This is a genomic window from Lysinibacillus sp. RU7 (assembly GCF_057837305.1).
This window is the reverse complement of record NZ_JBYQFK010000007.1, coordinates 111,213-136,842: the sequence shown is the minus strand read 5'-3', so window position 1 is coordinate 136,842 and position 25,630 is coordinate 111,213. Positions and strand designations below refer to the sequence as shown.

Genomic DNA, 25,630 nt, shown 5'->3' with positions numbered 1-25,630 from the left:
AAAGCTTTTACTTTCTGGACACCCTCATTTTATAAAGGAGACGAACATGAACGAACAACAATTTATCGAAGCCTTAGCAGCTAAGGGCATTGAGCTAACAGAGACACAAGTGGCACAGTTTAAAAAATATTTTGAATTGCTTGTTGAGTGGAATGAAAAAATGAATTTAACAGCGATCACAGATGTAGAAGGTGTTTATTTAAAGCATTTTTATGATTCCATTAGCGCATCCTTTTATTTTGACTTCACAAAGGTTGTATCAGTATGTGATGTGGGTGCAGGAGCTGGTTTCCCGTCCATTCCAATCAAAATTTGCTTCCCACATTTACATGTGACAATTGTAGATTCGTTAAATAAACGCATTACATTTTTAAACCATTTATCAGAAGAATTACAATTAGAAAATATGTCATTTGTCCATTCTCGAGCAGAAGAATTTGGCCAAAACACAAAATATCGTGAGCATTTTGATGTGGTGACAGCTCGTGCAGTGGCGCGTCTCTCCGTGCTCTCAGAGCTATGTATTCCACTAGCAAAACAAGGGGGATCATTTGTAGCGTTAAAGGCCGCAGCTGGTGCACAAGAGCTAAAAGAAGCTACAAAAGCGATTACAACGTTAGGGGCTTCGTTAAAAGAAGAATTTAACTTCCTATTACCAGTTGAAGAAAGTGAGCGTTCATTGTTTGTATTTGATAAGATAAAACAAACACCGAAGAAATACCCACGCAAACCAGGTGTGCCAAATAAAACACCGATTCAGTAAAATGAAGTAGAAAATAGAAATAATTCGTTGTTTTCATGCATATACATTTATATTTACGACATTATGTATAAAATTAACGTTTTATGGACTATGTACATTTCTTCTCGTATCATAAATAATAGTTATATATTGAGCAACATAGTTTCTTAAAGGTGGTGCCAGTGGATGAAGAGTCCTTTTTCACGTTGGTTCGGAGGCGGAAAACAAGAATCCGAAGTGAAAAGTGAAGTAGAAGTGGTGAGTACAGCTGCAGAAGAAGTAGTGAAAATTCCAATCGATAAAATCGTCCCAAATCGTTTCCAACCTCGAACTGTTTTTGATGAGGAAAAAATTGAAGAATTATCAAGAACAATTCATACACATGGTGTGATTCAACCAATTGTATTACGTCCGAGCACAGAAACGGAAGGAATGTATGAGATTATTGCCGGTGAACGCCGATACCGTGCAATGAAAAAACTACAATGGGAAGAAGTACCAGCAATTGTCCGTACGTTAAATGATAAAGAAACGGCATCCATTGCGTTAATTGAAAACTTACAACGTGAAGAATTGACGGCAATCGAGGAAGCTTTAGCGTATCAACAACTGCTCGAACTTCATTCACTGACGCAAGAGGCACTTGCTCAACGTTTAGGGAAGGGGCAGTCAACAGTGGCGAATAAACTCCGCCTACTGAAGCTCCCACAATTTGTGCAAGATGCCATTTTAAACAGAGAAATTAGTGAGCGTCATGCCCGTGCTTTAATTGCCATCAAAGATGAACAATTACAAATGCAATTAATCGCAGCGGTCAAGGAAGATGACTGGAATGTTCGCCAATTGGAAGAACAAATCTATCAAATTCTTAATCCTCAAGAAGAACAGTTAGAAGGTCAGCAAGAGGAAAAGCCGCAACCACAACGTGCGAAACGTAAAGCGATTAGTAAAGATATACGTATTGCATTAAATACGATTAAGCAATCGTTATCAATGGTGACAAAAAGTGGAATCGCTGTCAAAACAGAAGAAGAAGATAATGATGAATACTATCAAATTACGGTGAAAATCCCGAAAAAGAAATAGTAAAAACTCCCGGACAGAATATCAGTTCGGGAGTTTTTTATTATTAAAATAAAGCCAGGAACTTAACATTTTACGATAGTCTGTTCCCATTATCATAAAAACAGTTAAAATATAGAATATTTTGACGACTCAACGTCTCCTTTTTGTTAGAATGAAAGAGTATTAGTTTAGAAAGTTTCGTGTAAAAAAAAGAGAGCATTTAACGAATATCGAAGTTGAAAGCAGGTGCACAAATGGGAAGAACTATTGCAATTGCCAATCAAAAAGGCGGCGTTGGGAAAACAACGACATCTGTCAATTTAAGCGCATGCCTTGCTTACCTAGGAAAGAAAACATTACTCGTAGATATTGATCCACAAGGTAATGCCTCAAGCGGTGTCGGCATTAACAAAAAAGAAATTGATGGATGCATCTATGATATTTTAATCGATGATGAACCGATGAAATCGTATGTTCATGAAACAAAAGTAGAAAATTTATGGGTTGTACCTGCCACAATGTCATTAGCAGGCGCAGAAATTGAGCTCGTCTCTGCTATTTCACGTGAAGTACGTCTAAAGCGTGCACTGGATGAAATGAAAAATCATTACGATTATATTATTATCGACTGCCCACCATCACTTGGATTATTAACAATTAATGCATTAACTGCTTCAGATGGTGTGTTAATTCCTGTACAATGTGAATATTACGCATTAGAGGGACTGAGTCAGCTCCTATCGACGGTACGTCTAGTGCAAAGGCATTTAAACAAAGAGCTAATTATTGAGGGGGTACTTTTAACAATGCTTGATGCACGTACAAATTTAGGTTTACAAGTCATTGAAGAAGTGAAAAAGTATTTTCGAGATAAAGTGTATAGAACGATTATTCCACGAAATGTGCGTTTAAGTGAAGCGCCGAGTCATGGGAAGCCTATTATTTTGTATGATGCTAAGTCACGCGGATCGGATACGTATTTAGAGTTAGCAAGGGAAGTGATTAAAAATGGCTAAAGGATTAGGAAAAGGAATTAATGCATTTTTCCCGGATGAATCAATCCATAGCGAAAATACGGTGGAGTATATCGCTATCGGTAAATTAATTGTGAATCCGTTCCAACCACGTCAGATCTTTAATGAAGAGGCATTAAAAGAATTGGCGGAGTCCATTAAAGAACATGGCATTATTCAACCGATTGTTGTGCGACCAAAAGGGAAGAAATATGAAATTATTGCTGGTGAGCGACGTTTTCGTGCAGCTCAAATGGCCGGTTTAAAAGAAGTGCCTGCCATCGTAAAAGACATGACAGAACAGCAAATGATGGAAGTAGCTATTCTAGAAAATTTACAACGAGAAGATTTAACGCCAATTGAAGAAGCTGAGGCTTATAGTAGCTTAATTGAAAATTTGAATTTTACACAAGAACAATTAGCAAAGCGATTAGGGAAAAGCCGTTCATACATTGCCAACCATATTCGTTTGTTACAATTGCCAGAGGAAGTACGTAAGTGGATCAATGAAGGTGTACTATCAATGGGACATGGGCGTACATTGTTGGGGTTAAAGAATAAAGGGCGCATTCAAGAGATTGCGAATAAAGTACTTGCACAAGGATTAAATGTGCGGCAGTTAGAAGCACTTGTGCATCAATTAAATGAAAATGTTTCACATGAAACAAAGAAGAAAGTGAAAAAGGATGTCTTTGTAGAAGCAACCGAGTCACAACTACGTGATTATTTTGGTACAGGCGTACAAATTAGAAAGCAAAAAAATAAAGGTAAAATTGAAATTGAGTTTTATTCGGAAGATGATTTAGAGCGTATTTTAGAAATTTTAAACGTGAAATTAGATTAACCGTAGAGCTCTCTTAAAAGAGGGCTTTTATTATTGCATAGGGAGCTTATCATCATGATTTTACTCGGGTCATTTTTAAATGCTTTATTTATTATTATAGGGGCACTAATCGGCAGAGTGTTCCGAAATATCCCAGAAAAAATGAAAGAAACAGCGCTTTCTATTATTGGGCTTGCTGTTGCCGTATTAGGGATTCAAATGGGGTTTGAAAGTAACAATTTTGTCATTGTCATTATTAGTTTAGTGATAGGTACGGCACTTGGTGAGTGGTTTGATTTAGACCGTATGTTTAACCGTTTTGGGCAATGGATTGAATCCTTGCTTATGCGCGGGAAAGTTAAGAAGAGCAATAGCTCCATTGCTGAAGGTTTTGTCACGGCATCACTTATTTTTGTGATTGGCTCTATGGCCATTCTTGGTGCTTTAGATAGTGGCTTACGTAATGACCATGACGTACTTATCACTAAAGGGATTATCGATGGATTTACATCGATAATTTTGGCATCGACACTTGGAATTGGTGTATTATTATCTGCTGTTCCAGTATTTATTTATCAAGGGGCAATCGCGCTTTTAGCAGGTGCTATTAGTGTCTACATCCCAGAATCCGCGCTTGATTTGTTCATTCGTGAAATGACCGCAACTGGTGGGATCATGATTATGGCAATTGGGTTAAATATTGCAGGTTTAACGAAAATTCGAATAGCCAATTTGCTGCCGAGTATTATAATAGTGGGCGTAATTGTTGCTATATTGTTTGTTTTTCAGTAAATGACGTTGCCAAGCAAGCGTTAAAGCGCGTGCAATGGCTATACTCATAGAATGTGTAACATGTAACCTGGTATTTTGTAGTACCATTGTTTCCATAAAGCCACCAACATTCACAACCCCTTTAATCGAGATATCTCCGATGGGGGGGAGTTCCTTTTTGACAGCCTTCCCTGGATATAAGGCACTATCTCTGACGATGATAGAACCGATCGATCCTTCTTCGCCAAGGCAAGCATCAATGGCTATAATAAATGGACAAGGTGTACGTGTTTCTAACTCTGCTTGTGTTTCGAGTAAATTCAGTGCATGAACAGGCTTTTCAAGTGTGCCGAGCACTGTAAATGGAAATGCATAGCTTTGGATTAATTGATTACCTACCAATGGTCCAAGTGCATCACCTGTGGAACGATCTGTACCGATACAACAGAAGACAAGTTGTTCATGATCAAATGGAATATGTTCCAGAAAGAGTTCACTTAGTTGCCAAACTGCACTTGCTTTCTCATAATGAATAACATAATGAAATGTGGAAGGTTGTTGCATAAAATGACCTCACTTTTACATGTAATAATGTACGCGTATTTCAAGTGGAAATACGTTATATTTATGCAGTATATTCAAAAATATACATTGCTATACAAGAGGTGACAAATTTGGAAGAAGCAAAGGCGGATTTAAGCTGGATCCATAAGAAATCTACTGACATATGGGATTTTCTAACGAGTGAGAAACTTTGGGATTTTATACTTGTTGCATCGCTTAAAATTATTGCTATTGTAATCACGTCCTATCTAGTTGTATTTATTGGGAAAAAATTCATTGCAAAAGTTTTTTTATTGCGTATACGGTCGCCATTAAATCATTCAGAACGCCGTCAAAAGACCATTTTAAAGTTATTACAAAGCGTATTGTCTTACTTAGTCTATTTTTCTGCGATTATGGGCATTTTATCTAGTTTACACATTCAAGTAGCGGGGCTTTTAGCTGGGGCAGGGATTGCTGGGTTAGCAATCGGCTTCGGTGCTCAAAGTTTAGTAAAGGATGTTATTACAGGTTTCTTTATTATTTTTGAAGATCAGTTTGGTATTGGTGATTATATTCGGGTGAATGCAGCAGAAGGTACGGTCGTGGAAATTGGGTTACGTACAACAAAAATTAAAGGTGTCACAGGTGAACAGTTTATTATTCCGAATGGTGCGATTACGGATGTAACGAATTTCTCCATTAACAATTCAAAGGCGATGATTGATTTACAAGTCGCTTTTGATGCAGATATTGAAAAGGCAGAGAAGGTAATTAATCAGTATTTATCGACTTTACCTGAAGTGCACCCTGAATTAGTTAGTCCGCCAACATTTCTAGGGGTACAAAATATTACAGGGACAGAGGTAACGATTCGCATTATGGCAGAAACGTTACCACTTCAACAGTATGCAGTAGCTAGAACAATTCGTAGAGATGTAAAAGACCTACTTGAGAAAAATGGTATTCCGATTCCTTACCCAAAAATGATGCTATATGATCGCGTAATGGGGCGTGAAGTGGAAGGAGGAGAGTAAGTGTGGAAGAAAAACAATTTAATTTACATGACATCGTAGAGATGAAAAAGCAACATCCTTGTGGAACGAATGCTTGGAAAATTATTCGTATGGGGGCCGATATCCGCATTAAATGTGAGGGATGTGGTCATAGTGTTATGATTCCCCGCCGTGAATTTGCGAAAAAGATGAAAAAAGTATTACAGCATGCAACAGAGCAGTAATTTGGCGAGATTAGACTTTTTTTGAGTGAATCAATATAATAGATGAGGTTATAAAAAGAGAAGATACTTAACGAACATAGAAAGGTTGTGTCCATTTATGGCATTAACAGCTGGTATTGTCGGTTTACCTAACGTAGGTAAATCCACGTTATTCAATGCAATTACAAAGGCAGGGGCACTTGCTGCGAACTATCCATTTGCTACAATCGATCCAAACGTCGGCATTGTAGAAGTACCTGATGCACGTTTAGCTAAATTAACAGAGCTTGTAACACCAAAGAAAACAGTCCCAACTTCATTCGAGTTTACGGATATTGCGGGTATTGTAAAAGGAGCTTCTCAAGGGGAAGGATTAGGAAATAAATTCCTTTCACACATCCGTGAAGTAGATGCGATTTGCCAAGTGGTACGTTGTTTCGAAGATGAGAATATCACACACGTAGCAGGTGCAGTAAACCCGATTGATGATATTGAAGTAATCAACTTAGAGTTAGTATTAGCAGATTTAGAATCTGTCGACAAACGCCTTCAAAAAGTAAGCAAAATGGCGAAACAAAAAGATAAAGAGGCGTTGATTGAAGAGCCGATTTTATCAAAAATTAAAGCTGCATTAGAAGCAGATCAACCTGCACGTGCAGTTGAATTAACAGATGATGAGTTAAAAGTAATTAAAGGTCTTCACCTTTTAACAATCAAACCAATGCTATATGTAGCAAACGTATCTGAAGATGAAGTAGCAGATGCAGATAACAATAAATACGTACAAATGGTGCGCGAGTTTGCAGCGAAAGAAGGCTCTCGTGTCATTACCGTTTGTGCGAAAGTAGAAGAAGAAATTTCTGAGCTAGATGACGAAGAAAAAGCCATGTTCTTAGAAGAGTTAGGTATTAAAGAATCCGGTTTAGATCAATTAATCCGTGCTTCTTATGACTTATTAGGCTTAGCTACTTACTTCACTGCTGGTGTACAAGAAGTACGTGCTTGGACATTCCGTAAAGGCATGAAAGCGCCACAATGTGCGGGCGTGATCCACTCTGACTTCGAGCGTGGATTTATCCGTGCAGAAACAGTGGCATACGATGATTTAGTAGAAGCTGGCTCACATGCGGCAGCAAAAGAAGCGGGTAAAGTTCGTTCTGAAGGTAAAGAATACGTTGTGCAAGACGGCGATGTTATGTTATTCCGTTTCAATGTATAAAAATGAAATAAAAACTGTCTCCCTTGGGTGACAGTTTTTATTTTATGATCAAGAAGAATAGTGGTGAATAGTGGAATTTTTTAATAAAAACAGAACAAATGTTTGCTTTTGGTGATTGAATACGATATCATCTAATTAATTATAAACATAGAGCTTTGGTCGTTCAGGGTCGTCTTTAATGAGGGCATCTTTTGGAAATTTACGTAGCTCTTTGTACATGTAGAAATCGCCGATAGCGCCAGCCATTAAAAAGGCGCCTAAAATCGTGATGCCGATATGCTCATAATAAATAGCAAGAGCTGTTGGTAATACGCCTGTTACCCAAAAAGGAAGCAAAAGGGCTTTTTTCATTGCGTAATTGGCTAATGGTTTTTTCGTTGTTGCATAAGCGACACCTAATTTTAAGTTAACACCGTAGTCAAGATCAGACCATTTACAATGACCAAATAATAGAAAACCAATTAAGTGGAAGGCTTCATGTAACACAATGAGCACCATGTAGCCAATCAACCACAATAACATCCCCCAAGGACTAAAAGAAAAGTCCGATTGTTGGTGGATGATACTGTAAATGCTACAGCTTATCACCACAAATAAGATGTTTGCAATCAATGCCATTTTGGCAATACGATTCATATTTAATTCGATGATTGTAGGTTGTTTTCCATCTACCATGCTCTCGACTCCTTTTATTAAGGATAGCGAAAAGAGAGATAGATATTCAAGTTGCGTTTATATATTAGGTATGTTACAATTCATTGATGTGAGTAATACAATTTACTTACTCCTTGCTCCCTATTTTAGTAGGAGAGCCAAAGTCCATAAGGAGGTGCAAACAAAGATGAGAAAGTATGAATTAATGTACATCATTCGCCCAAACATTGAAGAAGAAGCGAAAAAAGCTTTAGTAGCTCGTTTCGACGAAATCTTAACTTCAAATGGCGCTGAAATCATCGAGTCTAAAGAGTGGGGCAAACGCCGCCTTGCTTATGAAATCAACGACTTACGCGAAGGTTTCTACCAAATCGTGAAAGTAAACGCTGGTTCTGAAGCAATCGATGAGTATACTCGTTTAGCTAACATTAACGAAGATATTATCCGTCATATTGCGGTTCGCCAAGAAGAAAAATAATTTTTTAAACAAAAAATGCTGAGAAAGAGGAGGCCTGAACCTGATGATAAACCGTGTCGTATTAGTTGGAAGACTAACGAAGGATCCTGAGCTTCGCTATACACCGAGTGGAGTTCCAATGGCGCGTTTTACAGTCGCTGTAAATCGTGCATTTTCGAACCAACAAGGAGAGAAAGAAGCTGACTTCATCAGCTGTATTGCTTGGCGAAAGCAAGCTGAAAACTTAGCAAACTTCATGCGAAAAGGGAGTTTGATTGGGGTAGAAGGCCGTATTCAAACAGGTAGCTATGAAGGACAAGATGGTAAGCGTGTGTACACAACAGATGTTGTGGCAGACTCTGTGCAGTTTTTAGAACCACGTAATAGTGGAGGGAATATGCAGCAGGGGGGGCCAAATCAGCAGTATGGCGGTGGTAATTTTGGAGGCGGTCAACCGTCTTACAATAACCCGCCACAACAGCAATTTGGTGGCGCACCACAACAGGATTTTGGTTATCAACCGCCAGTTCAGCAACCTCAAAATCAGCAAAATTATACACGTATGGATGAAGATCCTTTTGCAAATAGCAAAGGACCAATTGAAGTATCTGAAGATGACTTACCATTCTAATTAGAATCGTAAGTAATATGAGATAATTCACATCCTAAAAACTATAAAAAGGAGGACAACGCTAATGGCACCACGTCGCGGAGGCCGCAAACGCCGTAAAGTTTGCTACTTCACTTCAAATAACATTACGCACATCGACTACAAAGATGTAGATCTTTTAAAGAAATTCATCTCTGAGCGCGGTAAAATTTTACCACGTCGCGTAACTGGCACAAGTGCAAAGTACCAACGTAAATTAACTTCTGCAATCAAAGTATCTCGTATCATGGCTTTACTTCCATTCGTAGCAGAAGACAAATAAGACTTATAAATCCGGTGAAATCATTTTGGTTTCATCGGATTTTTTTATAGATCAGAAAGTATATTTTTTAGGAAGTCTACATAAAAAGCCATCAACTCGTACCCAAATAGTGCGAGTTGTATTTTGCTTATCTTTTAAATATATAATACTTTACAACCTATGCTTTTCTATAAAAAAAATAGAAGCGTTTGTTCTATTTTGTTTTTTGTTCGTATGCGTAAAAGATGGTACAATAGGTAAAGTGAAATGTTTTGAATGATAAAAAGGAAGGTTTTTATGCCAAACAATCAAACAAAAGCAATAACACAAGGGGCAATGATGATTGCGCTATTTTTAGTATTGATGGCACTTGCTTATTATGTACCTATTGTAAGTATTGTGGCATTTTTTGTCGCTCCTTTACCACTTGCTTGGTATAGTGCTACGTACAATCGAAATTTATCTATTGGTGTAACAATTGTTGCGATTGTCGCTAGTATATTTATAGGGAATATTATGATCCTTCCGTTTGTGCTTATTTTAGCAACAACAGGATTAGTTATGGGGGATTGCCTACGTCAACAGAAAAGCAAGTTACATTTATTTTTAGCAACAGGAACAACGATTTTATTAACATTTGCTATTCAATACCTCGTGCTTGTTCGCTTCTTTAATGTTGATTTTATTAAAGATAGTCTTGACCTCGCGCGCAAATCCTATGAGAAATCTATGGAGTATTCAGTAAGCATTACAGGGCAGGAATTGCCACGTGAGCAAATGGATCAAATGTTTAATTTACTCGAAGTGACATTGCCAGCAAACATTACAGTTTCGATGTTTTTCCTAGCATTCCTGATGATTGCTGTGATGTTACCTATTTTAAAACGCCTTAAAATAGATGTGCCAAAGTTTACTCCGTTTCGGGATATGCGGTTGCCACGAGCTATACTTTGGTATTATTTAATCGTTTTATCGATTAATTTATTTGTACAGCCGGAAGTTGGTTCAACACTTTATGTAATTGTGCTGAATTTATCCATGGTTCTTTGGGTATTGTTAACATTGCAAGGGATTTCATTCATTCATTTTGTGATCGATACATTTAACTATCCACCATTCTTAAAAGTGCTTTCCACCATCGTCGCAATTCCTTTGTATTCGTTCATCCTATTATTAGGTATTATCGATTTAGGTTTTAACTTGCGTGATTGGGTAAAGGCCAAGAGTGAAAAATAAGGAGCTGATCAAAATGGGTATGTTTAGGAAACGTATGATCCGATATCCGCTTTTGTATGTATCGATTTTATCGGTAGTCACAGCTGCCTTACTGTGTGTCGTAAACATCTGGATGGGTCTCATTTATCTAGGGGTGGCAGGGATATTACTCTATTATGGCTGGAAAGTTGAAAAAAACATATATGTAGAAACAGAAAAGCATATTGAATCCCTCTCCTTTCGGATGAAAAAAGTAGGGGAAGAAGCTTTTTTGCATATGCCATTTGGGATTTTATTAATTGATGATGACTACAAAATTGAATGGGCAAATCCATTTATGTTGAAAGCAACAGGTGCAGAAAGTTTAATCGGTGAAGAGATTTTCCAACTATCGGATGGATTAGTCAGTATAGCAAAGCCTGAAGAGCTACGTGAAACAACTGTCACTATTGAGGAGCGAAAATATCGTGTGTACTCAAAACCCGAAGAAAAGTTGTTATATTTCTTCGATATTACGGAACAAGTAGAGATTGAGACACAATATTTTGCTGACCGTACTGTACTTGCTATTCTATTTATTGATAATTATGATGAGATTACTCAAGCGATGGATGATCAGGCGCGTAGTATCACGAACTCTACTGTTACATCTATTGTGAATGAGTGGGCAGCTGAGTATGGCCTCTTTGTTAAACGTGTTTCATCAGACCGTTTTTTAGCAGTATTAAATGAATCGATTTTAGCAGAACTGGAACAAAGAAAATTCTCCATTCTAGATGATATGCGTGAAAAAACGTTACAAAAAAACTTATCATTAACATTAAGTATAGGTGTCGGCGCAGGTACACCGTCATTAATGGAACTTGGAGAGCTTGCACAGTCAAGTTTAGATTTAGTGCTTGGCCGCGGGGGCGATCAAGTAGCGATTAAACAACCAGACGGTAAATTACGTTTCTATGGTGGAAAAACAAACCCTGTAGAAAAGCGCACTCGCGTACGTGCACGTGTCATTTCCCATGCGCTTCGTGACCTTATCCAAGAAAGTGACCAAGTATTTGTGATGGGGCATAAAAATCCTGATATGGACTCGATTGGCGCCGCTGTCGGCGTGCGAAAAATGGCTGAAATGAATCAGATAGATGGTTATGTCGTATTAAACTTCAATGAACTGAATGGTAGTGTCCAACGTTTAATGGATGAAATCGAGAGTAAATCAGAATTCTATGATAAGTTTATTTCTCCGGATGAAGCATTATCACTTATGACGCAGAAATCATTGTTAGTGATTGTCGATACACATAAGCCAACGATGGTGATTGATAGGCGTTTATTTAATCGAACTGAAAAAGTAGTCGTTATTGACCATCACCGACGTGGTGAGGAGTTTATAGATAGTCCAACACTTGTTTATATGGAGCCATATGCTTCTTCTACAGCAGAGCTTGTAACAGAGCTGTTAGAGTATCAACCAAAAAGTGCGAAGGTAACAAGCTTGGAAGCTACTTCGTTGTTATCAGGTATTATTGTAGATACGAAAAGCTTTACGCTTCGTACAGGAGCACGTACATTTGAGGCAGCCTCTTATCTTCGGACACACGGAGCGGATACTATTTTAATTCAGCGTCTATTAAAAGAAGATGTAGATACGTATATCGAACGTTCGAAGCTGGTGCAAACCGTAAAGTTCGTAAAACCAGGCATCGCCGTTGCGTGCGGGGAGGATAGCCGTATATATGATTCCGTGTTAATTGCACAAACAGCTGATATTTTACTAACGATGAAGGATGTTTCGGCATCATTTGTCATTGCCCATAGGCAGGATGGGCTAATCGGTATTAGTGCGCGTTCGCTTGGAGAGGTGAATGTCCAGCTTGTTATGGAGAAATTAGGTGGCGGCGGCCATCTGACAAACGCTGCTACACAAATGGAAGCAAACTCGATTGATGAAGTGAAGGAATACTTAACAAATGCTATTATAGAGATAGTAGAAGGGAGTAATGAGCAATGAAAATAGTATTTTTACAAGATGTTAAAGGAAAAGGGAAAAAAGGTGAAATCAAGGACGTAGCAGAAGGGTATGCACGTAACTTCTTAATTAAAAATGGTCTTGCTAAAGAAGCAACAAATCAAGCATTAAGCGAACTACAAGGGCAAAAACGCCTTGCGGAGAAAAATGCAGCAGCAGAATTACAAGCAGCAAAAGATTTAAAAGAAAAAGTGGAGCAATTAGAAGTAACAATCAAATCAAAATCAGGTGAAGGTGGTCGCCTATTTGGTGCCGTTTCAACAAAGCAAATTGCAGAAGCATTACAAAAAGAACATGGTATTAAAGTTGATAAACGTAAAATGGAGTGCGATGGTATCCGTTCTTTAGGATATACAAATGTACCAGTGAAGCTGCACCAAGAAGTGAAAGCAACATTAAAAGTACATGTAATCGCAGAATAAGGAGCATACAACAATGAACGAATCCATGATGGAACGCGTTCCACCGCATAACCATGAAGCAGAGCAATCGGTTATCGGTGCTATCTTCCTTGAGCCTCAAGCATTGATTACAGCGTCTGAAATTTTAATGCCAGATGACTTCTATCGTACTGCTCATCAGAAAATTTTCCAGACGATGATTAACTTAAGCGATCAAGGAAAGGCGATAGATGTTGTAACAGTCACAGAAGAGCTTTCTGCTAAAAAAGAGATTGAGGATGTAGGTGGGCTCTCTTATTTATCAGAGCTTGCGAATGCGGTACCGACAGCCGCGAATATTGCACATTATGCAAAAATCGTTGAAGAAAAAGCATTGCTTCGACGTTTAATCCGTACAGCTACAAAAATTGTAGAGGACGGTTATACACGGGAGGACGAGGTTGAGGCGCTTTTATCAGAAGCTGAAAAGAAGATGATGGAAGTTGCCAATCGTAAAAATGCGGGTGATTTTAAGCATGTAAAAGACGTACTCGTGCAAACGTATGACAATATTGAACAGTTACAATCACGCGAGGGGGATGTGACGGGCATTCCGACGGGCTTCCGTGATTTAGATCGAATTACAGCAGGGTTCCAACGTAATGATTTAATTATTGTAGCCGCTCGTCCTTCTGTAGGGAAAACTGCCTTTGCCTTAAACATTGCGCAAAGTGTTGCCGTAAAGGCACGTGAAAATGTAGCGATTTTCTCACTGGAGATGGGCGCAGATCAACTTGTGATGCGTATGCTATGTGCGGAAGGGAATATTGATGCACAAGTGTTACGAACAGGAGCTTTGCAAGAAGAAGACTGGCGCAAACTTACCATCGCGATGGGAAGTCTCTCTAATTCAGGTATTTACATCGATGATACGCCAGGTGTACGTGTCAATGAAATCCGAGCTAAATGCCGTCGTTTAGCACAAGAGCATGGGTTAGGGATGATTTTAATCGACTACTTACAGCTCATTCAAGGGAGCGGCAAGCCGGGAGAGAACCGTCAACAGGAAGTATCCGAAATTTCCCGTTCCTTAAAGGGATTAGCGCGTGAGTTAAAAGTACCTGTTATTGCATTATCACAGCTATCTCGCGGGGTAGAGCAACGTCAAGATAAACGACCGATGATGAGTGACTTACGTGAGTCGGGAAGTATTGAGCAAGATGCTGACATCGTTGCGTTCTTATACCGTGACGATTATTATGATAAAGAGTCTGAAAGTAAAAACCAGATTGAGATTATTTTGGCAAAGCAACGTAACGGTCCAACGGGTACCGTGACGCTTGCGTTTAAGAAAGAATACAATAAATTCTTAGATGTGGATTGGTCACAAATTCAACCACCGCCAGAATAAGTTTTATAGTATAAATTTGATAGACACGAATATTAATAACCTCACATAGGTGTTAATGTTCGTGTTTTATTGTTGACGGCATAAAAAAAAGCCTGTTAGAATAAGAATGTTCGTTAAAGTACGAATAATTGTCTTTGGAGGTGCAAGTATGTCATCAATTGTTGTTGTAGGTACACAATGGGGAGACGAAGGAAAAGGGAAAATTACTGATTTCCTCTCTAAAAAAGCAGATATTATTGCTCGATTTGCGGGCGGAGATAATGCAGGTCATACGATTAAATTTGACGGCGAAACATATAAGCTACATCTTATTCCATCAGGCATTTTCTATCGAGACAAAACCTCAGTCATTGGAAATGGATTAGTCATTAATCCGAAATCAATTGTAACAGAGCTTCAAGGTTTACATGCACGAGGGGTTGATACCTCCAATTTGCGTATTTCAAATCGTGCACATATTATCCTCCCTTACCATATCCATCAAGATAAAATAGAAGAAGCGGCGCGCGGTGATCAAAGAATCGGTACAACGTGTAAAGGCATTGGCCCTTGCTATCAAGATAAAGTGGCACGTATCGGCATCCGTGTAGCAGACTTATTAGATAAAGAAATATTTGAACAAAAGCTACGCGCAAATGTAGCCTTAAAAAATAAGCTATTTGAAAAATTCTATGAGGTAGAAGGCATTCCATTTGAAGAAATTTTCGAAGAGTATTATCGTTACGGACAAGAAATTGCCCAATATGTAACAGATACATCCAAAATTTTGAACGATGTATTAGATCAAGGTGGTCGTGTATTATTTGAAGGTGCCCAAGGTGTAATGTTAGATATCGATCAAGGGACATATCCATTTGTTACTTCATCTAATCCTGTAGCAGGTGGAGTAGCGATTGGTGCGGGTGTTGGTCCATCCAAAGTATCGCGTGTTGTCGGTGTATGTAAAGCATATACATCACGTGTCGGAGATGGTCCATTCCCAACAGAATTATTTGATGAGACAGGTCATCATATTCGTGAGGTAGGTCGTGAATATGGGACAACAACAGGCCGCCCGCGTCGTGTTGGTTGGTTTGACTCAGTAGTAGTACGACATTCTCGCCGCGTATCCGGTATTACGGATTTAGCGTTAAACTCGATTGATGTATTATCCGGTTTAGAAACGGTAAAAATTTGTACTGCCTATGAATATAACGGTGAACTCATTACAGAATATCCTGCGAACTTACATATGATTGAACAATGTAAGCCAGTCTATGAGGAACTACCAGGTTGGAGTGAGGATATTACAGGGGTTCGTTCGTTAGAAGAATTACCAGAAAATGCGCGTCGTTACGTGGAACGTATTGTTGCGTTAACGGGTATACAGCTCATGACATTTTCTGTTGGTCCAGCACGTGAACAGACAAATGTTGTGAATACAATTTGGGACTAATCACAACGAGCTTCTAGAGGTGACACTACTTCTAGAAGTTTTTTATTTGCCTTTGGTAGAATCTCGTCTTTTATAAAAACAACATAAAATACCAAATTTTAGTTGGAAAAAGAAAAGTTTTTCAGAAATAATACAATTTCATTACAAAAAACAATATGCCTTCAATCTAAAAATGGGATGTGTTACAGTATATTAGTATGAATTTTTAAAAACTATTTTCTACATAGATAGGATAGAATGTTGGAAGGGGCTTTATCATGGGTTTTAAAGAAAGTGCGGAATCCGGCCAAAAAAGCTTTTTAGAACGTTGTAAAGCGAACGGTGTGAAAATTATCGTTGTCGCTGCTTTACTCTCAACTGTAACGTTCAATCTCGGTTTCGCAAAAGAAGATCAGAAAGAAAAATTCGATAAAATTTATCATATTTATAATGGCGATGCGTATATCGGTGCTGTATCGAATAAAGAAACAATCGATGAGCTCATTACACAGAAAAAACAAGAAGCGAGTACTAGGTACCAAGAGCTTTCTATTGAGGCTGGTTCAAATATTACCATTATGCCTGAACAAGTATTTACAGCTAATGTAAATGAAGCAGAGACAATTGAAAAACTAGTAAACTCTATCGCTGTAGAAGCAGATGCATATGCACTACTAGTAAATGGTGAGCGTGTTGCCTACTTAAAAGATGCTAGCGAGTATGAACAAGCAATGAATTTATTAAAACTTCAATACATATCTCAACAAGAGTTAGATGCATTGAATAATCCTAATGTTACGGAACCAGTAGCATTAACAGAAGACAATCAAACACGTGTAGTAGAACTTTCTCTAGTAGAAGATGTAACAGGGGAAGCAGCAAAAGTAAATCCAGCAGACATTATTACACCTGAACAAGCAGTACAACTATTACAATCAGGTGCACTAGAAAAAGAAGTATATGAAGTACAACAAGGCGATGTATTAGGTTCTATCGCGAAAAAACACGGATTAAAATTAAAAGAATTACTAGCTTTAAATCCAGAGGTGTCCGAAACAGAGCTGTTAAAAATTGGACAACCGTTAAATGTCACTGTATCAAAACCTTTTGTAACAGTAAAAGTAGTAATGGAGAAGTTCAAAGTAGAAGCAATTGAATTCCAAAAAATCACAGAAGAAGACTCCACTATGTTAAAAGGGGAGTCAAAAGTAAAGCAAGAAGGTAAAGCAGGTCAAAAAGAAGTGCTTTATACGATTACTTCTGAAAATGGTGTTCGAACAGATAAGCAAGTGACAAATGAAGTAGTAGTAGCAGAACCGGTAAATACGATCGAAGTCATTGGCACGAAAGTAATCCCATCTCGCGGTACAGGTTCATTTGCATGGCCAACAGTAGGCGGCTATATTTCAAGTCATATGGGCGAACGTTGGGGAGCATACCACCGCGGAATTGATATTGCACGTCCATCGAATTACACAATTAAAGCAACTGATAATGGCGTTGTCACGTTTACAGGTTGGGATGGTACATACGGTAATAAAATAACGATTAACCATAATAACGGTTATGAAACCGTTTATGCTCATCTTTCTTCCATTGATGTATCAGTTGGTCAAGTGGTAGAACAAGGTTCGAAAATAGGGGTTATGGGCTCAACAGGCAATTCAACAGGTACACATTTACACTTTGAAGTGCAGCAAAATGGAGCACTCATTAATCCGCTATCTGTATTAAAATAATTATAGTTTGGGCGACCACCGTAGGAGCAATATTGATCAAGGAGTAAGGGGGCCAGAAAGTGATCACTTTCTGGCCGCCCTTCTTTTTATTTAAGGCACTACTATTTCTCAGGAAATAATACATGACTTGCACGTGTTTGATGCATGGAACAGAAAAGCGTGTTAGAGTAAGAAATAGAATAGTTATTTCTAATGCGAAAGGGAGATTTATATATGAATAAAACGATTTTAGTTGTTGATGACGAGAAGCCAATCGCAGATATTTTACAATTTAATTTAATTAAAGAAGGATATACAGTTATTTGTGCTTATGATGGTGAAGAGGCTCTTGCAAAGATAGAAGAACAGCAACCTGATTTAATGCTTTTAGATATTATGTTACCGAAACGAGATGGGATGGAAGTATGTCGTGAAGTTCGTAAAAAATACGATTTTCCCATTATTATGTTAACCGCTAAAGGTTCTGAAATTGATAAAGTACTTGGCCTTGAAATGGGAGCAGATGATTACGTCACAAAACCATTTAGTACACGTGAATTGATTGCACGTGTGAAAGCGAATATGCGTCGTTTAAATGTTACAGCACAAGTGGAAGAACCAACAGAAGAATCGAATAATATTACGATTGGCTCTTTAACAATCCAACCAGATGCTTATTTAGTATTAAAGCGTGGTGAAGCGATTGAATTAACACACCGGGAATTTGAACTACTACACTATTTAGCCAAACATATTGGACAAGTAATGACACGTGAGCATTTATTACAAACCGTATGGGGTTATGACTATTTTGGTGATGTACGTACAGTAGACGTTACAATTCGCCGACTGCGTGAGAAAATTGAGGATAACCCAAGTCATCCCACATGGATTGTCACAAGACGAGGTGTAGGGTATTATTTACGAAATCCTGAACAGGAGTAGAACTACATGCAAAAAGTAAGCTTCTTTAAATCGATTCACGTAAAGCTGGTATTCATTTATATTTTATTAATTATTATTGCGCTCCAAATTATTGGTCTTTATTTCTCGAGGGAATTAGAACAAAATTTAAAGGATAGCTTCCAACAATCTATAATACAACGCATTGATTTAGTACAATACAGCATTCGTGAAGAAATTTTAAAAGAACGTGATGACACGACGATGCCTACACTAGAAGCAAGTTTAGGGATTATTTTACAAGAGTTTTCAACCGGAGATATAAAGGAAATTCGTGTAATCGATCATCGCAACCGTATTTTGGCCACATCTGATTCAAACAACCAATCGCTAGTAGGGCAGAAATCGAATGAGGATATCATACGTACCGCTATTTCATCTCAAACGCCTAGTGAAAAGATTGCACTTGATCCAGAAAATCGAAACCGAGTATGGGCATTAGCAACACCCATTTTAGCTACAGTTGGCCCAAATGGAGAAGTCCTTGGGGCTATTTATATTGAATCAGATATTGAAAAAATATTCGTGCAATTAAATGAGATTAACCGCATTTTTGCAGCGGGTACAGCTATGTCACTCATCATTACGATTATTTTAGGGATTTTAGTAGCACGCACGATTACACGGCCGATTTCAGATATGCGTCGCCAGGCACAGGCGATGTCAAAAGGAAATTTCTCGCGAAAAGTGCGCGTGTATGGGACAGATGAAATTGGGCAGCTAGCCATTGCATTTAATAACTTAACGAATCGTTTGCAAGAATCGCAATCGACAACAGAAGCGGAACGTCGTAAATTGGCAAGCGTTCTGAGTAACATGACAGATGGTGTAATTGCAACCGATCGAAAGGGACGCATCATTTTAATTAATGATCCAGCAATGAGCATGTTACATGTTACACGTGAAACGACGCTAAATCGTCCGATTGCTTCTGTGCTAGGCATAGATCAAGATTATAGTTTTGAAGATTTAATTTATATGAAAGAACCTATGAACTTGAACTTTAGTACATTGGATGTGCCGTATATTTTACGGGCAAACTTTTCGGTCATTCAAAAGGAAACCGGCTTTGTAAATGGTCTCATTACAGTATTGCATGATATTACAGAGCAAGAAAAAATCGATATGGAGCGCCGTGAATTTGTAGCGAACGTATCGCATGAGCTTCGTACACCATTAACAACGATGCGCAGCTATTTAGAGGCTTTAGCAGATGGTGCATGGAAAGATGAAAACATTGCGCCTCACTTCTTAAATGTCACACAGACAGAAACAGAGCGCATGATTCGTTTAGTCAATGATTTATTGCAGCTATCGAAAATGGATAGCCAAGAATATGAATTAGATTGTGAATTTGTAGAGTTTAATAAATTCTTTGAACGCATTATTGAACGTTTTGAAATGTCAAAATCGCAAAATGTAGAGTTTATTCGTTTATTGCCAGAGACGAGCTATTTCGTGGAAGTGGATACAGATAAATTAACACAAGTTATCGATAATATTATTTCAAATGCACTGAAATATTCACCGGACGGTGGGAATATCCGCTTCGGATTTACAGTACATGACAATATGTTAAAAGTGATGATTTCCGATGATGGTATGGGGATTCCAAAAGAAAATGTTGGACGTATTTTTGATCGTTTTTACCGAGTAGACCGTGCGCGTGCCCGTTCGATGGGTGGGACAGGTTTAGGTTTAGCGATTGCGCGTGAAATGATTGAAGCGCACGGCGGAAAAATATGGGCAGAAAGTGAAGAAGGTGTAGGAACAACGGTTTTCTTCACATTACCTTATGAACTAGACGAAGCGGGGGATTGGGAATGAAATATATAGAACCGATTAAATCGTTTATATTATTATTTCTTGTTCTCATGAGCCTGATGCTTACATTTATGACGTGGAGCTATAAACCTGAATATCCGTTTACGGAAGTCCCGCAGACGGATTATACTTTAATGGGCGATAAAAAGAACCTATCCGATGTGATGAAGCCATATCGTATGCTTTTCTCAACACAGGAAGGCTTTTATGGCACAAGCTCAACAGTAGCAATTGATGCAATTATGGACCATTTCAACGAGTTGCAAGCTAAAAACTTTACACTACTGAATGCCAATTTATCGAATGAAAAAACAAATGAAATGATACGTATCCAAAATCGTATGACGATGTTTTTCCAAATCGATATACCAATACAAGCATTTCAAGAAATCATTCCGATAGAGGATACAGAGTTCCACGATGCGACATTTAATCGACTCATGATTGACTGGAATACAGTTGAGGATAATCGGCAAGTACAGGTATTCTTTGTAAGCACAAGTAATGAAACGGTTTATCGTGTAGATATAACGATTGCGAATACAGAGGAATTTAAAGAGCTATTCGTTGGGCAAGCCCAAAATTACTTACCATACAGAGAGTTGGCTCGTGAACATCAACTGTCTCTCTATACAGTAGTAGATCCATTAGAATTGATACAGTATACGTACTTTGTTAATAATTTTTCGTCCGATTTATTAAAAGAAGTATTATTTGAAGATACAAGCATCGTACAAAAAAACGTAGAAGGTTCGCAGGAAAAGTACACAGATATTATGTCCCTGTTAACGCTCGATACAGATACAAAAATAATGAACTATGTAGACCCGGCAGCAGAAAGCATTGCAGCCATTGAACCTTACCGTTTAGTACAAGATACATTTGCTTTTGTGAATGAGCATGGTGGTTTTACCGGGGATTATCGTTTAGCAACGATGAATTTGCAAAAGCATTTCATAGAATATCAGCTATTTTTACAAGGTTACCCTGTATTTAGTGGGAATGTCTTAACACGTATTTCTACAACATGGGGAGAGCAACGGATTTACCGTTATCGTCGTCCATCTTATTCACTTGATATAGACATTACAGCGGTCAAAGCGATTAAGGAACTCGCTTCTGGTCCTGATATTGTGGCTCATATTAATCAGCATACAGAGCTTGATCTCGCAAAAGTGGATGATCTTGTCATTGGCTATTATTTAAGACAAGGTGAAAATTCGGATTTATATATTTTGGAACCAAGCTGGTTTGCTATAACAGGTAATAGTTGGACACGCCTTACGACAGAATGGGCTGGAGGTGATGAATATGGATTGGAATAAAACAAAATCTATATTCATTGGTGTCTTTCTAATTTTAAATATCTTTTTGTATTCACAATATTTAAAGGCCTATAGCGAAGCGCAAAAAGTACAACCATTAGGACAAAACGATATTGAAGAACGATTAAAGGAAGAGGGGATTACATATGCAGGGCTACCGAATAATATCGAGAAAGCACAGTATATATCCGCTAAAGTCAAAACCTATTCGTTAGATGAACTTCCTACGAATAATAATCAACAATATCAACTGATTAGTGACAGTGAATTAGTCGTCACATTTAAAGAACCGATTAAATTAATTAGTACAAAGCAGCCGACTACGTTAAAGGATTTTGTAAGACAGTATGTGTATGAAGGGACTTCATTTGAACTATGGGAGATTAATGAAGAATTACGCACGGCCACATTTTCTCAACGTTTTAATGAATACATCTTATACCACAATAAATACAGTAAAAACGGTTATGTTAAAATTCATTGGAATACAAATGGCGAAGTGTTTATGTATGAGCAATCGATGTTTGAGAAAGTAGAAGTAATTGAGCAACAAAAAGGGATTTTATCGCCGTTACAAATACTGCGCGTGTTGTATACAAAAAATTTATTGAAAACCGATTCACATATTGCCTCGATGAGATTAGGCTATTCCACGTTAATGCAGTTAACCCAAACACAAGTATTTACCCCTACATGGGAAGTACGTGTACGAACAGCTGAAGGTGAAGAGGAACAATATTTTGTCAATGCAATTCAAGGGAAAGTAATTGAATTTAAACCAGATATAGAAGAGGTAGTAGAAGAATAAAGGAGTTTCAATGATGCGATTTAGTGTTTTAGCTAGTGGCAGTACAGGTAATGCTGTATATGTAGAAAATGATGAGCATGCCTTTTTAGTGGATGTCGGCTTAAGCGGTAAAAAGATGGAGGAGCTCTTTTCAAAAATTGACCGTGATATGAAAAAGCTAACGGGCTTACTTGTGACGCATGAACATAGCGATCATATAAAAGGACTTGGCGTTGTGGCACGAAAGTATAATATTCCGGTGTTTGCTAATGCTAAAACATGGGAAGCGATGGACGGGCTCATTGGGAACATTCCAACCGATTTACGCTTCCAATTTGATATGGAAACGACAAAATCGTTTGGGTCGTTGTCTATTCAATCATTCGCTGTTTCACATGATGCAGCAGACCCCATGTTTTATGTTTTTCATGAAAATGACCGCAAGCTCGCCGTGATGACAGACACTGGCTATGTGAGTGATCGCATGAAAGGGCATATACGTGGAGCAGATGCATTCGTATTTGAAAGCAATCATGATGTAGGAATGCTACAAATGGGGCGCTATCCGTGGAGCATTAAACGACGTATTTTATCCGATGTGGGACATGTATCCAATGAGGATGCAGCAGTGGCAATGAGTGAAGTGGTGTTTGAAAAGCCAACGCAAATGTATTTATCCCATTTAAGTAAAGATAATAATATGAAAGAGTTGGCACGTATGAGCGTAACCCAAACATTGCAGTCATGCGGTATTATTGAAGGGGAGTTTTTACATCTCCATGATACAGATGCAGACGAGCCGACAAAGCTTGTGACAGTATAAATCCAATGCCTTACGCAATTTTCGCGTAAGGCATTTTTAATGGAGTTTTAAAAAATTTTCATGTAATTTTAATGTTTTTTGTGTAATTTATAAGTACACAATATAAAAAAGGGGGACAACAAAGATGAATGATCATCACGAACAATCTGATACACAATTGACACCTCTACAAGAACGATTAAAGCGGGAAGAAGAGGAACGAAATAAACGAGCAATGAAAAGAAAGAATGGCAGTAAAGCAGGCTATTTTATGAGTAGCTTATCAGGGATCGTCGTTGGTGCTTTACTTATGTGGTTACTACTGCCATCGCTTGCAAATCAATTACCAGGAACAACGACTGAGACACAGGAACAAGTAGGAACAGAACAAACGGCTACTGTTGTCACAACGGATATTACAACAGCCGTTGAGAAAGTATCTGAAGCGGTTGTCGGTATTTCGAACTATCAAATTGTCCAAAATAAAGTAGGTGGCTTCTGGTTTGGACAAGGCGGTATACAACAAAATCAACAAGAAGAAGGCGAACTTCAAGAAGCAGGGACAGGTTCTGGTGTGATTTATAAAATTGAAAATGGCGAAGCCTTTATCGTGACAAACTACCATGTGATTGAAAAGGCAGAAAAGCTAGAAATTACATTGGCAGATGGCTCGAAAAAAGAAGCAACGTTAGTTGGAGGCGACATTTGGACCGATTTAGCGGTCATTAAAGTGAAAGCAGATGGTATTAAAACCATCGCAAAATTTGGTGATTCTGATGTATTAAAACAAGGGGAAACAGTAATCGCTATCGGGAATCCGCTTGGTTTAGACTTTTATGGTTCGGTAACGGTAGGTGTCATTTCAGGGACAGACCGCGCAGTACCAGTTGACTTAAATGGTGATGGTACAGAAGACTGGCAATCTGAAGTACTGCAGACAGATGCAGCCATTAACGGGGGTAACTCAGGTGGTGCCTTGGTGAATATTAATGGCGATTTAATCGGTATTAACTCCATGAAAATTGCAGCAGAATCGGTTGAAGGTTTAGGATTTGCTATTCCAATTAACACGGTCATACCAGTAATTCAGCAGCTTGAAACAAATGGCCAAGTAAAACGTCCAGCAATGGGGATTTCATTAATGGATTTAACCGATGTGCCAGCATTTTATCAAGCGCAAACATTACAATTACCTGAAGGGATTACAACAGGTGTAGTTGTCGCTGAAGTGGTAGAAGGCTCTGCAGCCGATCAAGCGGGTATGAAACAATATGATGTCATTTTTGAAATGGACGGCCAGCCAATTGAAAACAGCATCGATCTTCGCCAGCACTTATATACAAAAACAAGCATTGGCGATACATTAAGTGTCAAAGTATATCGTGCAGGAAAAGTAGTTGAATTAAACTTAGTATTAAAAGAAAGTACGACATAACTGTGGATAACTGAATAAAACTTTTCACAGCAAGTAGTGAAAGAAAGGCTTTTCTTTCCTACTTGTTTTTTGTTTGTTACAATGGTTGTGGATAATTCCAAGAAAATTGTGAATAAGTTTGTGGAAATTTCAAACTATTGGAGGAAGAAAATAATGAAAAAATATAGCTGTGAAACCCATATAGATCATGCGTTAGACATGTTCGTAGCAGAGACCGAAGACTTTCCAATTATGGAAAAAATATTAGATGCGGAAAAGTTATCCACAAAATGTGCTTACTGTGAAGAGCATGCAACATATATTGTATCAAGTAAATAACTTTACACAATATATAGAAAAAGACTGTGGATATGTGGATAACTTTTGTGGATAACTTGTTTGTAAATGAAATGTAAAGGTGGATAAGTTGTGAATATTACCATCATATCAGTTGGAAAATTAAAAGAGAAGTATTTAAAAATGGGAATTGATGAATATGCGAAACGTCTTTCTAGCTATGCGAAACTCGATTTTGTAGAAGTGCCAGACGAGAAGGCACCCGAGCAATTATCAGATGCAGAAATGGAGCAGGTAAAGAAAAAGGAAGGCGAGCGTATTTTAGCAAAAGTCAATGACGGTACATATGTCATCGCACTTGCGTTAGATGGCAAAATGAAAACGAGCGAGCAAATGGCAGCCGATCTCGATGCACTCATGACATACGGCAAAAGCAAAGTCGCCTTCATCATCGGCGGCTCACTAGGTCTACATGACGATATATTAAAACGCGCCGACGAAAAACTATGCTTCGGCAAAATGACCCTTCCCCACCAACTAATGAAGCTTGTGTTGGTCGAACAGATTTATCGGAGCTTTAGGATTATTAAGGGGGAACCGTATCATAAATAAACGTAATACATTAGGCGTCCATTTT

At 38.3% G+C, this 25,630-nt stretch carries 27 protein-coding genes; 25 read left to right on the top strand and 2 right to left on the bottom strand.

Going from position 1 to position 25,630, the window contains the following annotated elements:
• Positions 1–46: 46 nt before the first annotated feature.
• The 5 genes from rsmG to AC3II9_RS07420 all read left to right on the top strand — a co-directional run bounded on the left by rsmG (position 47) and on the right by AC3II9_RS07420 (position 4,435).
• Positions 47–763, top strand: coding sequence for a 16S rRNA (guanine(527)-N(7))-methyltransferase RsmG (gene rsmG, locus AC3II9_RS07440; RefSeq protein ID WP_489154433.1), 717 nt, complete (start codon positions 47–49; stop codon positions 761–763).
• A 165-nt stretch (positions 764–928) separates the two neighbouring features.
• A complete protein-coding gene (gene noc, locus AC3II9_RS07435; protein ID WP_489154431.1) occupies positions 929–1,828 on the top strand; it encodes a nucleoid occlusion protein in 900 nt (299 codons plus the stop codon).
• 233 nt (positions 1,829–2,061) lie between these two features.
• Positions 2,062–2,823 carry a ParA family protein gene (locus AC3II9_RS07430; protein WP_391376382.1) on the top strand — a complete coding sequence of 254 codons (762 nt, stop codon included), beginning with the start codon at positions 2,062–2,064 and terminating at the stop codon, positions 2,821–2,823.
• Entirely contained in the window at positions 2,816–3,664 is an 849-nt protein-coding gene (locus AC3II9_RS07425; protein WP_489154430.1) for a ParB/RepB/Spo0J family partition protein, read from the top strand. Before AC3II9_RS07430 ends, AC3II9_RS07425 begins: the two co-directional genes overlap by 8 nt.
• 54 nt (positions 3,665–3,718) lie before the next feature.
• On the top strand, positions 3,719–4,435 hold the full coding sequence (locus AC3II9_RS07420; RefSeq protein WP_489154428.1) for a DUF554 domain-containing protein: 717 nt from the start codon (positions 3,719–3,721) through the stop codon (positions 4,433–4,435).
• Here the strand turns inward: AC3II9_RS07420 and yyaC are convergent.
• A complete protein-coding gene (gene yyaC, locus AC3II9_RS07415; protein ID WP_391376387.1) occupies positions 4,352–4,978 on the bottom strand; it encodes a spore protease YyaC in 627 nt (208 codons plus the stop codon). The two genes, AC3II9_RS07420 and yyaC, sit on opposite strands and share 84 nt — an antisense overlap.
• 110 nt (positions 4,979–5,088) lie before the next feature.
• On the opposite strand from yyaC, the gene AC3II9_RS07410 reads away from it, so the two are divergent.
• The 3 genes from AC3II9_RS07410 to ychF all read left to right on the top strand — a co-directional run bounded on the left by AC3II9_RS07410 (position 5,089) and on the right by ychF (position 7,395).
• A complete protein-coding gene (locus AC3II9_RS07410; protein ID WP_489154426.1) occupies positions 5,089–5,994 on the top strand; it encodes a mechanosensitive ion channel family protein in 906 nt (301 codons plus the stop codon).
• Between the two features lie 2 nt (positions 5,995–5,996).
• On the top strand, positions 5,997–6,197 hold the full coding sequence (locus AC3II9_RS07405) for a DUF951 domain-containing protein (protein ID WP_489154425.1): 201 nt from the start codon (positions 5,997–5,999) through the stop codon (positions 6,195–6,197).
• A gap of 97 nt (positions 6,198–6,294) precedes the next feature.
• Complete coding sequence (gene ychF, locus AC3II9_RS07400; protein ID WP_489154423.1) at positions 6,295–7,395, top strand: redox-regulated ATPase YchF; 1,101 nt, start codon at positions 6,295–6,297, stop codon at positions 7,393–7,395.
• A gap of 135 nt (positions 7,396–7,530) precedes the next feature.
• Here ychF and AC3II9_RS07395 read toward each other — a convergent pair whose 3' ends face one another.
• Positions 7,531–8,070 carry a DUF3267 domain-containing protein gene (locus tag AC3II9_RS07395; protein ID WP_489154420.1) on the bottom strand — a complete coding sequence of 180 codons (540 nt, stop codon included), beginning with the start codon at positions 8,068–8,070 and terminating at the stop codon, positions 7,531–7,533.
• Between the two features lie 166 nt (positions 8,071–8,236).
• Between AC3II9_RS07395 and rpsF the strand changes: the two genes are divergently transcribed.
• The 17 genes from rpsF to rlmH all read left to right on the top strand — a co-directional run bounded on the left by rpsF (position 8,237) and on the right by rlmH (position 25,605).
• Positions 8,237–8,527, top strand: a complete 291-nt coding sequence (gene rpsF, locus AC3II9_RS07390; protein ID WP_489154419.1) for a 30S ribosomal protein S6 — start codon at positions 8,237–8,239, stop codon at positions 8,525–8,527.
• Between the two features lie 43 nt (positions 8,528–8,570).
• Positions 8,571–9,137, top strand: a complete 567-nt coding sequence (ssb, locus tag AC3II9_RS07385; protein WP_489154417.1) for a single-stranded DNA-binding protein — start codon at positions 8,571–8,573, stop codon at positions 9,135–9,137.
• Between the two features lie 64 nt (positions 9,138–9,201).
• Positions 9,202–9,438: a 30S ribosomal protein S18 gene (gene rpsR / locus AC3II9_RS07380; protein ID WP_223169775.1), complete on the top strand. Its 237-nt coding sequence runs from the start codon at positions 9,202–9,204 to the stop codon at positions 9,436–9,438.
• A 276-nt stretch (positions 9,439–9,714) separates the two neighbouring features.
• Positions 9,715–10,653, top strand: coding sequence for a YybS family protein (locus tag AC3II9_RS07375; protein ID WP_489154415.1), 939 nt, complete (start codon positions 9,715–9,717; stop codon positions 10,651–10,653).
• Positions 10,654–10,666: 13 nt separating this feature from the next.
• A complete protein-coding gene (locus AC3II9_RS07370; RefSeq protein WP_489154413.1) occupies positions 10,667–12,640 on the top strand; it encodes a DHH family phosphoesterase in 1,974 nt (657 codons plus the stop codon).
• The gene (rplI, locus tag AC3II9_RS07365) at positions 12,637–13,080 is read left to right on the top strand and encodes a 50S ribosomal protein L9 (RefSeq protein ID WP_391374527.1); all 444 of its coding nucleotides are present in this window, start codon (positions 12,637–12,639) and stop codon (positions 13,078–13,080) included. Before AC3II9_RS07370 ends, rplI begins: the two co-directional genes overlap by 4 nt.
• A gap of 13 nt (positions 13,081–13,093) precedes the next feature.
• On the top strand, positions 13,094–14,449 hold the full coding sequence (dnaB, locus tag AC3II9_RS07360) for a replicative DNA helicase (protein WP_489154411.1): 1,356 nt from the start codon (positions 13,094–13,096) through the stop codon (positions 14,447–14,449).
• A gap of 148 nt (positions 14,450–14,597) precedes the next feature.
• A complete protein-coding gene (locus AC3II9_RS07355; protein ID WP_489154409.1) occupies positions 14,598–15,884 on the top strand; it encodes an adenylosuccinate synthase in 1,287 nt (428 codons plus the stop codon).
• Positions 15,885–16,141: 257 nt separating this feature from the next.
• Positions 16,142–17,602, top strand: a complete 1,461-nt coding sequence (locus AC3II9_RS07350) for a peptidoglycan DD-metalloendopeptidase family protein (RefSeq protein ID WP_489154408.1) — start codon at positions 16,142–16,144, stop codon at positions 17,600–17,602.
• Between the two features lie 213 nt (positions 17,603–17,815).
• Entirely contained in the window at positions 17,816–18,526 is a 711-nt protein-coding gene (gene yycF, locus AC3II9_RS07345) for a response regulator YycF (RefSeq protein WP_391374515.1), read from the top strand.
• A 6-nt stretch (positions 18,527–18,532) separates the two neighbouring features.
• Positions 18,533–20,371, top strand: coding sequence for a cell wall metabolism sensor histidine kinase WalK (gene walK / locus AC3II9_RS07340; RefSeq protein WP_489154406.1), 1,839 nt, complete (start codon positions 18,533–18,535; stop codon positions 20,369–20,371).
• Positions 20,368–21,693: a YycH family regulatory protein gene (locus tag AC3II9_RS07335; protein ID WP_489154404.1), complete on the top strand. Its 1,326-nt coding sequence runs from the start codon at positions 20,368–20,370 to the stop codon at positions 21,691–21,693. The genes walK and AC3II9_RS07335 overlap by 4 nt, the downstream gene beginning before the upstream one ends.
• The gene (locus tag AC3II9_RS07330) at positions 21,680–22,501 is read left to right on the top strand and encodes a two-component system regulatory protein YycI (protein WP_489154402.1); all 822 of its coding nucleotides are present in this window, start codon (positions 21,680–21,682) and stop codon (positions 22,499–22,501) included. The genes AC3II9_RS07335 and AC3II9_RS07330 overlap by 14 nt, the downstream gene beginning before the upstream one ends.
• Positions 22,502–22,514: 13 nt before the next feature.
• Complete coding sequence (locus AC3II9_RS07325; protein WP_489154400.1) at positions 22,515–23,303, top strand: MBL fold metallo-hydrolase; 789 nt, start codon at positions 22,515–22,517, stop codon at positions 23,301–23,303.
• 124 nt (positions 23,304–23,427) lie between these two features.
• Entirely contained in the window at positions 23,428–24,717 is a 1,290-nt protein-coding gene (locus tag AC3II9_RS07320) for a S1C family serine protease (RefSeq protein WP_489154398.1), read from the top strand.
• Between the two features lie 153 nt (positions 24,718–24,870).
• The gene (locus tag AC3II9_RS07315; RefSeq protein ID WP_391374498.1) at positions 24,871–25,035 is read left to right on the top strand and encodes a CxxH/CxxC protein; all 165 of its coding nucleotides are present in this window, start codon (positions 24,871–24,873) and stop codon (positions 25,033–25,035) included.
• Positions 25,036–25,125: 90 nt separating this feature from the next.
• Positions 25,126–25,605, top strand: coding sequence for a 23S rRNA (pseudouridine(1915)-N(3))-methyltransferase RlmH (gene rlmH, locus AC3II9_RS07310; protein WP_489154396.1), 480 nt, complete (start codon positions 25,126–25,128; stop codon positions 25,603–25,605).
• Positions 25,606–25,630: the final 25 nt, after the last annotated feature.